The 14,469-nt window shown below is 50.7% G+C and carries 13 protein-coding genes; all 13 read right to left on the bottom strand.

The features are described from left to right. Window positions 1-267 precede the first annotated feature (267 nt). Window positions 268-1,083: a hypothetical protein gene (locus tag QUF14_RS01945; protein WP_001355155.1), complete on the bottom strand. Its 816-nt coding sequence runs from the start codon at window positions 1,081-1,083 to the stop codon at window positions 268-270. A gap of 242 nt (window positions 1,084-1,325) precedes the next feature. Then, entirely contained in the window at window positions 1,326-2,375 is a 1,050-nt protein-coding gene (gene yahK / locus QUF14_RS01940; protein WP_000692718.1) for an NADPH-dependent aldehyde reductase YahK, read from the bottom strand. Between the two features lie 86 nt (window positions 2,376-2,461). Next, the gene (locus QUF14_RS01935) at window positions 2,462-3,418 is read right to left on the bottom strand and encodes an ABC transporter permease (protein WP_000750346.1); all 957 of its coding nucleotides are present in this window, start codon (window positions 3,416-3,418) and stop codon (window positions 2,462-2,464) included. Continuing rightward, on the bottom strand, window positions 3,415-4,386 hold the full coding sequence (locus QUF14_RS01930; RefSeq protein ID WP_000818891.1) for an ABC transporter permease: 972 nt from the start codon (window positions 4,384-4,386) through the stop codon (window positions 3,415-3,417). The genes QUF14_RS01935 and QUF14_RS01930 overlap by 4 nt, the downstream gene beginning before the upstream one ends. Beyond that, window positions 4,379-5,863, bottom strand: coding sequence for a sugar ABC transporter ATP-binding protein (locus QUF14_RS01925; RefSeq protein ID WP_000447340.1), 1,485 nt, complete (start codon window positions 5,861-5,863; stop codon window positions 4,379-4,381). The genes QUF14_RS01930 and QUF14_RS01925 overlap by 8 nt, the downstream gene beginning before the upstream one ends. 48 nt (window positions 5,864-5,911) lie before the next feature. Next, window positions 5,912-6,895, bottom strand: a complete 984-nt coding sequence (locus tag QUF14_RS01920) for an autoinducer 2 ABC transporter substrate-binding protein (protein ID WP_001042105.1) — start codon at window positions 6,893-6,895, stop codon at window positions 5,912-5,914. Between the two features lie 253 nt (window positions 6,896-7,148). Then, a complete protein-coding gene (locus QUF14_RS01915) occupies window positions 7,149-7,559 on the bottom strand; it encodes an ASCH domain-containing protein (protein ID WP_001355154.1) in 411 nt (136 codons plus the stop codon). 298 nt (window positions 7,560-7,857) lie between these two features. Then, window positions 7,858-9,240 (bottom strand): amidohydrolase family protein, encoded by a 1,383-nt coding sequence (locus QUF14_RS01910; protein WP_000662405.1) that lies wholly within the window; start codon window positions 9,238-9,240, stop codon window positions 7,858-7,860. A 9-nt stretch (window positions 9,241-9,249) separates the two neighbouring features. After that, the gene (locus tag QUF14_RS01905) at window positions 9,250-10,200 is read right to left on the bottom strand and encodes a carbamate kinase family protein (RefSeq protein ID WP_100733892.1); all 951 of its coding nucleotides are present in this window, start codon (window positions 10,198-10,200) and stop codon (window positions 9,250-9,252) included. Window positions 10,201-10,231: 31 nt separating this feature from the next. Continuing rightward, window positions 10,232-10,654 (bottom strand): hypothetical protein, encoded by a 423-nt coding sequence (locus QUF14_RS01900; RefSeq protein WP_502877364.1) that lies wholly within the window; start codon window positions 10,652-10,654, stop codon window positions 10,232-10,234. After that, on the bottom strand, window positions 10,633-12,051 hold the full coding sequence (locus QUF14_RS01895; RefSeq protein WP_000083462.1) for a YlbE family protein: 1,419 nt from the start codon (window positions 12,049-12,051) through the stop codon (window positions 10,633-10,635). Before QUF14_RS01895 ends, QUF14_RS01900 begins: the two co-directional genes overlap by 22 nt. After that, complete coding sequence (gene fdrA / locus QUF14_RS01890) at window positions 12,051-13,598, bottom strand: acyl-CoA synthetase FdrA (RefSeq protein WP_000111782.1); 1,548 nt, start codon at window positions 13,596-13,598, stop codon at window positions 12,051-12,053. Before fdrA ends, QUF14_RS01895 begins: the two co-directional genes overlap by 1 nt. After that, complete coding sequence (locus QUF14_RS01885) at window positions 13,588-14,451, bottom strand: oxamate carbamoyltransferase subunit AllH family protein (RefSeq protein WP_024211917.1); 864 nt, start codon at window positions 14,449-14,451, stop codon at window positions 13,588-13,590. Before QUF14_RS01885 ends, fdrA begins: the two co-directional genes overlap by 11 nt. Window positions 14,452-14,469 lie beyond the last annotated feature (18 nt).

Here is a 14,469-nt window from a genome sequence, read left to right as displayed (position 1 = left end):
GGCTTGAGTGCGATGCGTAAGATACAGAAAAGACCCCACACAAACATGATGGAATTATGAATTTTTTCATATGAATGTCAACCAACACATTCATAAAACATTCGCACAAGTTCACTTTTTAAGCAACATGACGCCGATCACAACAAAATATCGGCGAAAAAGGAGGGTAAATGCCATTTGACGTAGAGATAAGCAGATGAAATGATTACCCGCTTTGCGATTCACTCTCTGATGGAATAACAAATTGGAGAGGGAAAAGTTTCTAAACTAAAGAGTGTAGCGTATTTTAACGTGCTTATTTACAGGATAATATTTGTCACCTAATTCCTGCACTCTATTAGATACCCATTGATTTAATCGTGCATCATCTCTGTATGTTTTCACGTTCAGAACGGAGAGCAATAACATCACTAGCGATTCAGGAAAAACAGGGTAAAAATTTTTTAAGTGCAATAATAATTCATACGCAAGCGCCTGCTTAATAGGTGCGTCTGCGTCCGGAATGCGCGACATTTCGCGAAGCCATTTTTCTACATGCTCACATTCTTTCCCTTCACGGAAAAGTCTCAACAAAGGCATATGGTGCTCAAGAAGAATGCATTTGCAATCTGTTCGTACTGAATCGATAAACTGCACTAATTTCTTAAGTCCGGTGAAGCGTCCGGCATGGATATTCTCTTTAATATCAAGAAACACGTCATCCTGATCATATACCCAAACGGTCCCTTTTTGATTTTCAAGTATCCGAAAAACAAACTTAATCGGGTAATCAGGGTAATCCACCCAGTCATAAACTCCAGGGAAATCATTAAACTGCACATTTATGGTAAGCGCATTGTCGGCTGCCCACTCGCAATCTCGTACGGCAGCCATGAGATAAATGAGTTTATCATCATCGACTAAATCATCACGACAATCATAAGGATAATCATAGTATTGTTTAATCAAAACCTTGAATATATCGACACAAGAAACCAGTGTACTTCTGATATCTTCAGGTAACTGATTGTTTTTAACCGTATTGTGTACGCTTTGTTTCGTATATAGCAACAAATTATTGTGCGGCGCTTTTAATGATATCATTGCGATCTCTCTTAAATAAAAATAAACGTCGCAGATAATAAAGCCCTGATTAAACCAGGCACTATCAGAAATCGCTCATAACTAATATATGCAGCATTGTGTACTGGAGGGAATTAATTTAACAATTTGAATTTACGTTATAGATTTTACTGCTACTTAGATAGTATTTCGCCCTTCTTAACTAAAAAGTTAAGTGGAGGGCGAAATTAATATGTTAAATCATAGAGCATTTATTAATTTTTTCAGTCTGTTAGTGTGCGATTATCGATAACAAAACGATATTTCACATCACCACGTAGCATTCGCTCATAGGCTTCATTAATTTGATCGGCCCGAATCATCTCTATATCAGCCACGATGCCATGTTCGGCGCAAAAATCGAGCATCTCCTGTGTTTCTGGAATGCCGCCAATCATAGAGCCGGCTATCGCGCGGCGTTTCATGATCAGGTTGAAAACTTCCGGCGATTTATGCGGTGTCGCAGGCGCACCAACCAGCGTCATGGTGCCATCGCGCTTCAGCAAGGTGGTAAAATCGTCGAGATTATGTGGCGCAGCTACGGTATTCAAAATGAAATCGAAACTCTTCAGATGAGCCGCCATCTCATCGGCATTGCGTGAGTTAACAACTTCATCGGCCCCCAGGGCTTTTGCCGCTTCGCGTTTTGACTCAGAAGTGGTAAATGCCACCACATGTGCCCCCATCGCGTGGGCCAGCTTAATCCCCATATGTCCCAGACCGCCGATGCCAACCACGCCCACTTTTTTACCCGGCCCGGCCTGCCAGTGACGTAGCGGCGAGTATGTGGTGATCCCTGCACACAACAAAGGAGCCACCGCCGCCAGCTGCGCTTGCGGGTGACGAATACGCAGAACATATCGCTCATGAACGACGATCTGTTGTGAGTAGCCGCCCAGCGTATGGCCCGGTTCGTCCGGCGTCGGCGAGTTATAGGTGCCGGTCATGTGATCACAGTAGTTTTCCAGCCCATCTTCACACTCTTCGCAATGTTTACAACTGTCGACAATGCAGCCGACACCGACCAGATCGCCCGGCGCATATTTTTCTACCTGATCACCAACGGCTACCACGCGCCCTACAATTTCATGGCCCGGCACGCAGGGATAAACCGTCCCCGCCCACTCGGAACGCACCTGGTGGATATCGGAATGGCACACGCCACAGTAAGCGATTTCAATTTTGACATCATGCGGTCCCGGTTCACGCCGGGTGATATCCATCGGTTCAAGTGGTTGTTTAGCGGAATATGCACCAACAGCTTTGATCTTCATTGTGTTTACTCCTGATTAGCTATATGTATTTGGCGATGACTGAAATGCCATCGCAGCAAAACGCGTCCATTGAATATAGCCAATATTTAAACCACCCGATCCAGCCCCAACATGCCGCGAGCCTGAATGAAACAGAGCAGCAACGTTCCCCATAAGGCCATCGTCAGGTAGGGGCTTATCCCGAGAATATTGAAGCCGCTTTCAATAATTTGCAGAAGAAACAGCGCCAGCACCATACCAATTATCCGCCCGCTGCCGCCGTCCGGATTAACCCCGCCGAGTACTGCCGCGAGGATTGACACCAGCAAGTACGATTCGCCATAAGAGGCCTTAGCCGAGTTGAGTTTCGACATCATCAAAAATGCCGCTACCGCACAAAGCAAGGCGGAAATGACATACACCCATATCAGCACCCGACGCGTGTTAATACCGGAGTAAAGTGTTGCTCGTTCGTTAGAACCAATCAGATAAATGGATTTACCGAGCGGCGTTTTCTCCAGCAATATCCACAGCCCCAGCGCCACTGCGGTAAACAACCACATCGGTAGCGGAATACCGAACCACTGTGCATGATTCAACCACAGCACCCATGAGGGATAATTAGCAATGGCGCTACCGCCTGTCACCAGAATATTTACTCCTTTGAGCAACGTCATCATCCCAAGCGTTGCAAGAATTGGCGACACTCGAATACCGGCAATCAATACGCCATTACATAAACCAATTATCACCGCCGCGCCAGCGCCCGCCAGCAGCGTAGCGACAACCGTAGCAATACCCGGTGGATACTGAGTCGCCACCCACGCCATCACCAGTGAACAGGCGTTAGCAGTGGCAATAATTGACAAGTTAATGCCACCGCAAAGCATGGTCACCGCCATAGCCAACGCCAGAATGCCCAGCACGGGCATTTGCGAAGCGACGGACTGGAAATTACTTATCGACCAGAAAATCTCCGGCATAGTAATGCTGAAGGCGGCAACAGTTAGCACCAGCAGGCCGATCAAGTAAAACTCAACGTTATTACGCCACGATTTTTTCATAGCAGACTCCGGTTCTGATGCTGACTCCACGCCGTGGCGCTAATGCTGGCAACGATGATGATGCCTGTGATCAATGTTTGCCAGTAAGACGAGACTCCCAATAAATTTAGCCCGTTTTGCATCACTGCCAACAACACCACGCCGAGCAAAGTACCGGTTAACGTGCCGCGCCCGCCGAGCAAACTAGTGCCGCCAAGCACCACCGCAGCCAGTACTGTCAGCTCATAACCCAGAAGAGAATCGGGGGCGACAGTCATCACCGTCCACGACTGCACTACACCCGCAGCACCAGACATCAATCCCATATAGCCGTAAACGAAAAGTTGCAGTTTCAGCACGCTAAAGCCGATGCGACTGGCTGATTCACGGTTCCCACCAAGGGCATAGATTTTGCGCCCCACACTGGTGAAATTCATGATAAATGCTGTTAGCAGCACCACCGTAATCATGGCGATCAGCGGCAGACCAAGGCCATAGTCATAGCCGTCAACATCGGTGTACTTGAACAACATTACCCCCTGCTCAAACCACGGCGGAAAGTCGTACAGCCACACACCTTTACTCAACCATAACAGCAGGCCATAGAAAATATTCAGCGTCGAAATGGTGATGATGATAGAAGGCACCCGTAGGCGATTAACCAGTAAGGCGTTTATTAAGCCAAGTAAAATGCCGATGCCGCCCGCTAGGGCAAACGCGACAGCAAAGTTGCCACCCATTTTTTGTAGCAACAGCACCATGCCGTATTGCGCAATGATGGTCATTGCTGGAAACGAAATATCAATTCCACCGGAAATTAACACCACAAACAAACCACAGGCGAGAATAGTCAACATGGCATAGTTATTGGCGAGATCGTACAAATTACCGAATGTCAGAAACTCGTCGCTGCGCCAGGCAAGGCCGACAAACAGCCCCACAATCAGTAATGCCAGCCAGAATTCATGACGTTTTTTCAGTTCAGCCATTTACCACCTCCGCAATCCTGGCCTGAGAACTGCTGTCAGGCAGGAAGCTATGGGTGATCTGACCTTTTTGCATTACCAAAATCCGGTGGCTTTGATACCACGCTTCTTCAATTTCATCGCAGATCATCAATACCGCAATGCCATGAGCCGCCAGATCGCTGATAATGCCGTATATTCCTGCTTTGTTGGCGATATCAACACCGACAGTCGGGCTATCGAGAATCAACAGTCGTGGCCCAATCGCCAGCCATTTGGCGATCGATACTCGCTGCGCGTTACCCCCGGAAAGCGTATTCACCGGGAGATGTGGGTCAGAGACTTTGATGGTCAATGCCTTAATTAGCCTATCCACCAGGTCACGCACTTTAGCTTCACTCAGAAAGCCGAAGCGATCTTTTACCTTGTGAAAAACAGTGCTAATGATGTTGTCTTCAATAGATTGCGCCATCACCAAACCGCGCGACATGCGATCTTCCGAAACATAACCAATACCGTGGCGGATGGCGTCCTGGTTACTATGCAGTGTTACCGGCTGACCGTTGATGAGGATCTCACCAGCATCCGGTCGGGTCATACCAAACAGACTCAGACATAATTCCGTGCGCCCCGCACCAAGCAGGCCAACAATCGACACCACTTCGCCCGCTTCCACCCGCAAGTTAATATTTTGATATTCCCCATGACGACTTAAATTACGCACCTCCAGCACTGGGGTGCTGGATTTTCCCTGCCACAACTCTCGCACCTGATATTCAAACTCCTGGCCGGTCATCAGGAAACCGAGTTGTTTTGTGGTCATCTCTGCAGCCGGAAAGGTCCCGACCAGCTCACCATCTTTCAACACTGAAATACGGTCGGAAACTTCCATCACCTCTTCCAGACGATGACTGACGAAGACCACGCAAATCCCGCGTTCCCGCAATTGATGCACCACCTGTAATAACCCTTGCACTTCCTGATGGGTCAGCGAAGCGGTTGGTTCATCCATCACGATCAACCGTGCGTCCTGCGCCAGTGCACGGCAAATTGCCACCAGCTGACAGCGGGCAATTGAAAGCTCAGAAACGAGCGTATCCAGTGGCAATGTGACGTTAATACTGGTCATTGCCGCCTGCGCCACCTCACGCAGACGACGTCGGTTAACAAACAGACCGTGGTGATAGTGATTCACGGCGATATTCTCCCAGACACTCAGGTTAGGAAATAAAGAGAGGTCCTGATAAATCACCTGAATCCCCTGCGCCACCGAAGCGGCGGGTGTCAGCTTTGACCAGTTTTTCCCACCAAGCGTAATTTCCGCCCCCTCATCCGGGCGATAAACACCGGACATAATTTTAATCAACGTCGATTTACCACAGCCGTTTTGCCCGGCAAGGCAGTGCACCTCACCCGACATAAAGTCGAGAGAAACATCGCGCAGCGCTCGCGTGGCATGAAACGTTTTGTTGATATGACGAAGGGAAAGGAAGGTTTCCATAGCATCCCCTGGCAATAAGAATCGGGGCTTTCGCCCCGAAGAAATGGATTAATAAAGTGAGTCAATATTGTCTTTGTTGACCAGTAATACCTTATGGAAACGGATAATTCGCTTATCCATATCTACGTCGGCCTTACCGAGATTCTCCATTTCTAATCCAGGTTTGATCTCTTCACCCTTCAGCAACGTGCTGGCGACGGCCGCGAGTGCGTAACCTGCAGAGGCCGGATCGTAAGTAATCCCTTCGGTGATATCACCACTTTTAATCAGTGATGCCGCCTGTGAAGGGATCATCATGCCATAGACTGCGACTTTATTTTTCGCCCGTTTCTCTTTCACCGCACGTCCCGCGCCAATCGGACCGTTTGAACCAAAGGAGACAACCGCTTTCAAGTCAGGATAGGTTTTCATGAGGTCCAGTGTGGTACGACGTGAGTCATCCACACTCTCGGCAACCGGCATACGGCGAGTAACTTCATGCATATCCGGGTAATGCTCTTTCTGGTATTTCACCAGCAAGTCAGCCCACAAGTTATGCTGTGGCACGGTCAAACTACCCACGTAAATCACATAGCCGCCCTTGCCACCCATGCGTTTCGCCATATGTTCAACATATTCAGCGGCAAATTTTTCGTTATCAATGATTTCGATATCCCAGTTAGCACTTGGCTGACCGGGGGATTCGTTGGTCAGAACCACAATTCCGGCATCTCGCGCTTTTTTGAATACCGGTTCCAGCACGTTGGCATCGTTTGGCACAATTGTAATTGCATTAACCTTACGGGCGATTAAATCCTCAATGATTTTAACCTGTTGCGGTGCATCAGTACTTGAAGGCCCCACCTGTGACGCATTAACACCAAAGGCTTTACCCGCCTCGACCACACCTTCGCCCATGCGATTAAACCACGGCATACCATCGACTTTAGAGATATTCACCACGACTTTTTCCGCGGCCTGGAGCGGCGCAGAAATTAGCGCAGCGCCTAATAACAGCGAAGACACCATATTGATAACAAAACGTTTATTCATCATTTCAGCCTCATTGCAGGGTAGTCAGGAAGTGTTCGCCCAAATTAGCGCGCTGGAGAGAATAAGAATTTTCGAATATTTTTATGCAGAATAAACAGCCCTATTTCAGGCAGCTATTAAAAATTTGGTTGTAAATATGGACAAAACGGGCAGTAACAATAAGTGTGACAATCATCACGTAAAAAATAGCAAAATAAACAAAATTAGCGATACTTTATGTTTGTGAGCTTATTTCGCGTAGAAAAATAGTTATCTACACAACGTCAATAAGGGCATATTCTTCAAAGATAACGTCCATTTCGGGTGAATAGCATCCTTCTGCCTGGAAAAAACGACGGTGTTCATTACGCCAATATTCAAGACTGAGGTCACCTTCACCTTCCTTACGGGCAAGCTCCGCGGTGACATCAGAAAAGCGCAGTAAATGCAGGCCAATAACTCTGATAACACACACAGGCTCACCACGGCTATTTTCTACAATCTTATACTCGCCAATCATCGGAAATGCGTTGTCTTCAATACATCCCGCCAGCGAACCACAGGAAGCAGTTTTAACACCAGTTGCAATCAACGTTGCGAGGTAATCGGCCAACGCTGCTGAATCGCCAAAAGTACAAAAGGAAGCATGGGGATATTTTTGTGAGATTTTTTCTTTTATGGTCATGGCAATATTTTCGCGATAACAGAACAACAAATTACATCTTAATTACTGTCGATAACTATCAGCAAGAGGATCATTGGTTTTTCTATGTTTAATCTTTTTTATCCGAAGCAGGTCACATTTATGACTTGATAAATACCTTTGTTAAAACTCACTTTTGTGTATTTCTCTCAAATAATCCCCTGGAAATTATGCCGGGAGATTATAAAGTTCAGGATCATTCATTAACAAACCATTCCCGCCCCACTCCCTGGGGCTTAAATCTCTTACTATTCACCGTTGCAGGCGTTTCAAATTCGTATCAACCTGCCACACTCCCCCACACCAGTTGCCCTTTATGGAACGTTGCGGTTCTCGGCGAGATACGCGCCACCGCCTCGGCGGAACAGGAGGCGTCCACCAGCACAAAGCTGGCGTCATCCTGCGCTTTGGGCCAGACGCGCTCGCCTTTTTCGTTGAGCGGCAATACATCACCAGTGGCTAAAAACAGCGAGCGGGAGAGGTTCTGTTCGTTAGGACGAATATAGAGTTGCGCATACAGATTGGCTTTTTCCAGCATGTCACCCAGGCCGTAAGGCGACCAGTGGTCGATAACGCTGTCGGTGCCAGTCATGACTTTTACACCTTTGTCGTGCAGCTGTTTGAGTGGCATATGCAACGTGCCAATCGGTACCGTCGAGGCAATAGAAATTTGCTGCGCCGCCATCCGGTGCGCCAGTTCATCTACCTGTTGCTCATTGAGCGTTGCCAGCGCAAAGGCGTGGCTGATGGTCAGTTTGCCCTTCAGTTGCGGCGTTTTCTCCACCATTTCAACCATATAATTGATGGCCGCCACGCCTGCCGGAGTGGTTTCATGCAGATGAATATCGACGCCTTTGTCGTAGTCCAGCGCAATCTGGAACATGGTGTCGAGGGATTTTTCCATCGCGCCATCAACACTGGTCGGGTCCAGCCCGCCGACGTAATGCGCCCCTGCCTGCATCGCTTCACGCATCAAGGGTTCCGATTTCGACAGCAGCAAACCGTGCTGCGGGAAGGCGACGATTTCACACTCGAAGCCCGCCTGACGTCGCGCCAGCACCGCCTGCAAATTTTGCAGATTTTTCAGGCCGGAAACCGGTTCGATATTGCAGTGGCTGCGGGCAATGGTGGTGCCTTTCGACTGCAATAAATCGATCAGTTTTTCTGCCCGCTCCTGAGTGTAGGGTTGCAGTTCCGGCAGCATTTTCTGCTCAAGTTTGATCATGTCCTGGATAGTGGTGCCTGCAGGGCGATTGAGTGAGCGCCACGGTCCGCCGTAAAAGGTTTTGTCAAGATGAATATGCATGTCGCGAGTAGTGGGCAACATAAGCTTACCGCCAGCGTCATAGTGCGGTAGCGTGGCGTCCGGATGCTGCTTGTTCTCATGTAGCGCAACAATTTTACCGTCCTGAATCTCCACGGTCTGGCGCGCCGTGCGGGTCTGTACTGCCACACCGTTTTCGTAGTCAAAACCGGTTTCCAGCAGCACGTTGTCGAGATAGTAGTGCGGGTCAGTGATTTTCATTGTGTTATTCGCGTCGCAGTGGGTTGTGCCAGAGACCTCCGCATGGGCGAATGGCACAGAGGTACCAAACAGCGCGGCGGCGGTGACCATCTTACCGCTCTGGCTCAAAAACTCACGACGGCTATTGTTTTCTTTCATCTTACGTCCTTACGTTTTAATAATATGGGTGCCCGTCTCGCCACGCAGCGCCGCGGGCAGGCATTCCGGCGTGGTGATAATCACTTCTTTACCGCCCTGTTCCAGGAACGTCAGGCTGGCGATGATTTTTGGCAACATGCTGCCTGGCGGGAAATGCCCTTCCTGCATATAGCGGGTCATGGTGGCAATATCCACCCGATCCAGCGCCTGCTGCTGCGGTTTGCCAAAATGAATACACACTTTTTCGACGCCGGTGGTGATCACCAGAATGTCGGCGTGAATTTCGCGGGCCAGCAGCGCGGTGGAGAGATCTTTGTCGATAACCGCGTCCACGCTTTGGTAATCTCCCGCGTCAGTACGCACCACCGGAATTCCGCCACCGCCCGCACCAATCACCACAAACCCTTGTTGGATCAGCGCTTTAATGGCAGGTGCTTCAACAATACGTTTCGGTTCCGGCGAGGCGACCACGCGGCGATAGCCGCGTCCGGCATCTTCAACAAAACGCCAGTCAGGGTTTGCCTTTTGTAATTCGTTACGCTGGCTTTCACTGAAGAATGCGCCAATGGGCTTGGTGGGGTGAGCAAATCCCGGATCGTTTTTATCCACTTCCACCTGAGTCACCACGGTGACGGCTTTTTTCTCGCCGTGGCGCGCCAGCCGATTGTTCAGCGCCTGTTGGATCAAGTAGCCAATGCCGCCTTGCGTATCCGCCACACAGTTCGCCAGCGGCGTTAAGGGCAGCCCTTCGCGCTCGTGGGCAATCTCCGCACGGCGTAGATCCAGCCCAACCTGCGGCCCGTTGCCGTGGGTCAGCACAATGTCGTAATCGGAAGCCAGCATTTCCAGCACCGTATCGGCGACGGCCTTCACCGCCTCCGCCTGATGCTCAATCGACTGGCTGGCGTTATCTTTGATAATGCTGTTGCCACCAATGGCAACGACCACAAGTTCTTTCATGTTGTTATGTCCGCTACAGAGGGTGATGGGGTTATGACCAACGCCAAATTGCCTGATGCGCTACGCTTATCAGGCCTACAGATTCTTGAGCCATTCGTAGACCGGATAAGGCGTCCACGCCGCATCCGGCAATCGTGACAAATGCCTGATGCGCTACGCTTATCAGACCTACAGATTCTTGCGCCATTCGTAGACCGGATAAGGCGTTCACGCCGCAACCGGCAATGGTGACAAATGCCTGATGCGCTACGCTTATCAGGCCTACAGATTCTTGCGCCACTCGTAGGCCGGATAAGGCGTTCACGCCGCATCCGGCAATCGTGACAAATGCCTGATGCGCTACGCTTATCAGGCCTACAGATTCTTGCGCCACTCGTAGGCCGGATAAGGCGTTCACGCCGCATCCGGCAGAGACAACGCGCACTTTGCAGGTCAGACGCCGTAACGTTCGCACCAGCCAAGAATGGCTTTTTCGAAGCAGGCGAATGGTGGATGCACAATGCCCGCGCCAATCATGCCGACGCCCGCATCTTTATGGGCAATGGCGGTGTTGATCACCGGCAGAATGCCACTGCTACCCACGCGGGTGATGTCGATTGCCGTCGGCACACCCATAAAACCGAGCAGCGGAATGGTCACGTTGGGGTTTTCGCCGAGGGTGATTTCGCGCATCTGACGGGAGAAATCGATAGCCTCTTCCACCGTACCGCCCACCAGCGCGACGATTGCAGGCGCGGTCGCCATAGCAAATCCACCAATGCCGTAGGTTTCGGTGATGGCGCTGTCGCCAATATCCAACCCAGAATCTTCCGGCTTATAACCGGCAAACATCGGGCCGATGACCTGCTGCGCCGGGCCGGTAAACCACTGCCCCGGTAATCCGCTGACCCGCAGGCCGAACTCGACGCCGTTACGCGCCATCGTGGTCACCACGGTGCTGTATTCGATGCCGTGCGCCGCATCCATCGCTGCTTTACACATTGCCATCCACGTCGGGCCGGAGAAGTAATCGCTGCTGGCGACAAACTCAAACACTTCACGCTGTTGCTCGACAGAATAGCCCGCCTGAATAATCCCCGGCGTCAGCGCCTGAATCAGCAGCGTCGTCCCGGCGTTATTGCGGTTATGACACTCATCGCCCATATGCAGCGCCTGCGCCAGCATTAAGCGCAGATCAATCTCACCGAGAATCTTCATTGCGTCGCGCAGCATTGGCCCCTGCACATCGCGCATCCAGTTGAGGCGGTCAATCACGCTCTGATCGTTAGCGCCCATACGCAAAATCTTCGCCATCTGCTCGCTCATGTTGGTGTAAGCGATGTTGCCGTAGGTTTTGTTTTTCACGATGTGCATAAACATTGAGGCCGAGGTGACGCCCGCCATCGATCCCACACAGTCGTGTTCGTGGCACGGCGAGAAAGTGATCTCCCCGGAGGCCGCCAGTTCAGCCGCCTCGTCAAGATCTTTCGCCAGTCCTTCGAACACCAGCGCCCCGGTGACCGCGCCTTTCATCGCGCCGCACATTTTTTCCCAGGTCACTGGTGGCCCGGCGTGAAGAATGGTTTTCGGCGTCATACCCGGCACCACGTTAATCGCCTGATCAAAACCAATCAGCACCGGATGCGACTGGATAATGCGCTCCAGCGCCTGCTGGTTAGCGGCGGCGATTTTGTCTGCCAGCGGCGAATCGGCAATATTGTCCAGCGCCTGCACCACCTGCATATTGCCCTGCCCCGGCGGCGTCCAGTCGAGTTGGGTTACTTCTACATGCTGCTTTTTCAGATCATCGCTAAACATAGCGATGCCGACATTAATAACGTTCAACGGTTGGCTAAACAGTGACTGGCTCATCAGGCTTCCTCCCCTTTGCAAATAAATTCACGCGCCAGCAATCCGGTATTGGTGCTGCTGCTTGCCAGAATTACCCCGGCATCAAGCAGCATCTGGCTTTGTTGTTCTAATGATGGCGTATCGAGATCGGTGCCCAGTACATAGGCGAGAATGATCAACTCGCGTCCTTCGGCAGCGGCGATCGCTTTCGCTTCTTTGATTGCCTCGATGGTGGAACCGACCGGATCTTCATGCGATCCAAATCCGAGCACAAAATCCATCACGATCACCGCCACTTCTGGATCGCGCGCTTCTTCGATCAAGCGACTGATGCGGTTGGTGGGGTCAATCATTGGATGCGGCTTGCCGTTGGTGAAGTCGTCATCGCCAAAGTCGAGGAAGGTATGTTTGATGCTGCGGTTGATATCTTGCAGGCGGAATTCAGGATCGGGCTGGATATTGCTGTAGACATCGCCGTGTTTTTCCATCACCGCGAACATGGTTTCGTCACACAGCGTGCCGCCGCAGAACAGGCCACGAATGTATTTCTGCTGCGGTTGCAGGCGAGCGCGCACGTCAGCAATCAACGGCTGGTTCAGCGTATGCAGCTCGAGATGTTCCTGTTTCACGCCGGAGAGCATCACCGCTTTCAATGCCGCCTCTTTACTGCCGCGGGCAAACTGTAGCCCCTGCTCATCCACTGGCGTTTCGCCACGACCGAGGAAGCAGACTACCACCGGCTTGCGGCAGGCGCGTGCGCGTTCCAGCACTTTGCGGGCCACCGCAGGCGCAGGCGGTTTGGAGATAAGCACAATGATTTCAGTTTGCGGATCGTTTTCCAGCATCCCGATGGCGTCGAGCATCATCAGGCCGCCGATTTTCTCGCTCAGGTCGCGCCCGCCGGTGCCAATCAGTTGCGAAATGCCGCCACCAAATTCATGAATGCGGACGCTCAGCTCCTGGCTACCGGTGCCGGATGCGCCAACAATACCGATGTTGCCGCGACGCACAGCGTTACCAAAGCAGAGCGCCGCGCCGTTGATAATCGCCGTGCCGCAGTCTGGCCCCATCATCAGCAGCCCTTTTTCGTGGGCCAGTTGCTTGAGCGCCAGTTCATCTTCAACTGAGACATTATCGGAAAACAGCATCACGTTCAGATCGTTTTGCAGCGCCTGACGCGCTTCGCGAGCGGCAAACAGACCGTTGACCGAAATCACTGCCAGGTTACTTTCCGGGATATGCTTTTTGGCGCTGGCAATAGTGGCATAACGCGCCTCGTGCGAGCCGCTTTGCGCTTTGCTGTTGAACAGTTCTTCAATCTCCACCAGCAACTGCTCGTTGTCTGCGCCCGCTTTGCCGTTGATGACAATCATCAGGTCGCCGTTTTTCGCCTGCTCCAGCTCCGGCGTCAGCAGCCCTAAATTCTTCAGAACGCCTTTGTTCATTTCGGTCGCCATCGCCACAAATGCCTGCTCGACGCCGTCGAGTTTATTTGCACGCGTGGAGATAGACATCAGCGAGACAGAATCAAAATAGGTATTCGGTTTAATGACTATTTTAACTGACATAATTCCCTCCGTAGGTTTGGCTCAGCGCACAACCATCGGCCATGCCATACAGCATGTCGCAGCCGGAACTGGAGCCAATATGTTTAATTTTTTCTATTGCCTGAGTTGCGTTCCCAGGTATGTCATAAATAATGTTATGAATAAAACGATGAATATTTTCCCGGCAGCGTTGTTGTAATGCGGCTTCCAGCGTTATGGCACTTAATAACGTGGTATTATTTCTGCCGCGTTGCAGACCGAGATAAAATTCCTCTTTGTATTTTTCCGCCGGATGCCCGGGAATAAATAAAATAAGCGCCAGACCTGTTAAATAATCATCGGCTGATGGTGTAAGGCCAATCCCTAACCCCATCATACTGACGACCGCTGAGGCGATATTTTGTTTATCGTTTACGGCCTGAATAACTGCCCGTCGTTTAATATGTAATTCTTTTTTTAATGCCTGATAGAACGGGTTATCGCCACAATAATTAAACAGGGTTTCATTTTCCCCCAGGTGTTGATGAATAATGTCGTGCCACTGTTGCCAGGCGATAAGGTGAAAATTTTCAGCGGTCATTTGCAAAGCTGGGGACAGCCAACGCTGGCAATGACTCATCTCTATATGAAGATGTTGACCAACCGTAATACCTTGATCATCAAACTGAACCTTATCACCATGACGGAACAGACCATCAAAGTGAGTGAGTGCCAACCGACAACTGTTTGGCGCATTGTCGTACTCTTCACAAAGCAGTGTCAGCAACTGCTGGCGGGCCGGAAGTGCGATATTTACCGCTCTGGCAAAGACCTGTTCAACCTGTCCTTGCCCCCGCTGCGCCAGAAAATCAGCATCCGCAGTTAGCGCCCACACACACCGTCTTTCTGGTGT

Origin of the sequence: Escherichia sp. HH091_1A (assembly GCF_030295175.1) — a bacterium.
GTDB classification, from domain to species: domain Bacteria; phylum Pseudomonadota; class Gammaproteobacteria; order Enterobacterales; family Enterobacteriaceae; genus Escherichia; species Escherichia coli_F.
This window is presented reverse-complemented; position numbering and strand designations above follow the sequence as displayed.

Bases quoted from the DNA above. Each gene is read 5' to 3' on its own strand.
- QUF14_RS01945 (WP_001355155.1), bottom strand. From the start codon at position 1,083: ATGATATCATTAAAAGCGCCGCACAATAATTTGTTGCTATATACGAAA.
- yahK (WP_000692718.1), bottom strand. From the start codon at position 2,375: ATGAAGATCAAAGCTGTTGGTGCATATTCCGCTAAACAACCACTTGAA.
- QUF14_RS01935 (WP_000750346.1), bottom strand. From the start codon at position 3,418: ATGAAAAAATCGTGGCGTAATAACGTTGAGTTTTACTTGATCGGCCTG.
- QUF14_RS01930 (WP_000818891.1), bottom strand. From the start codon at position 4,386: ATGGCTGAACTGAAAAAACGTCATGAATTCTGGCTGGCATTACTGATT.
- QUF14_RS01925 (WP_000447340.1), bottom strand. From the start codon at position 5,863: ATGGAAACCTTCCTTTCCCTTCGTCATATCAACAAAACGTTTCATGCC.
- QUF14_RS01920 (WP_001042105.1), bottom strand. From the start codon at position 6,895: ATGAATAAACGTTTTGTTATCAATATGGTGTCTTCGCTGTTATTAGGC.
- QUF14_RS01915 (WP_001355154.1), bottom strand. From the start codon at position 7,559: ATGACCATAAAAGAAAAAATCTCACAAAAATATCCCCATGCTTCCTTT.
- QUF14_RS01910 (WP_000662405.1), bottom strand. From the start codon at position 9,240: ATGAAAGAAAACAATAGCCGTCGTGAGTTTTTGAGCCAGAGCGGTAAG.
- QUF14_RS01905 (WP_100733892.1), bottom strand. From the start codon at position 10,200: ATGAAAGAACTTGTGGTCGTTGCCATTGGTGGCAACAGCATTATCAAA.
- QUF14_RS01895 (WP_000083462.1), bottom strand. From the start codon at position 12,051: ATGAGCCAGTCACTGTTTAGCCAACCGTTGAACGTTATTAATGTCGGC.
- fdrA (WP_000111782.1), bottom strand. From the start codon at position 13,598: ATGTCAGTTAAAATAGTCATTAAACCGAATACCTATTTTGATTCTGTC.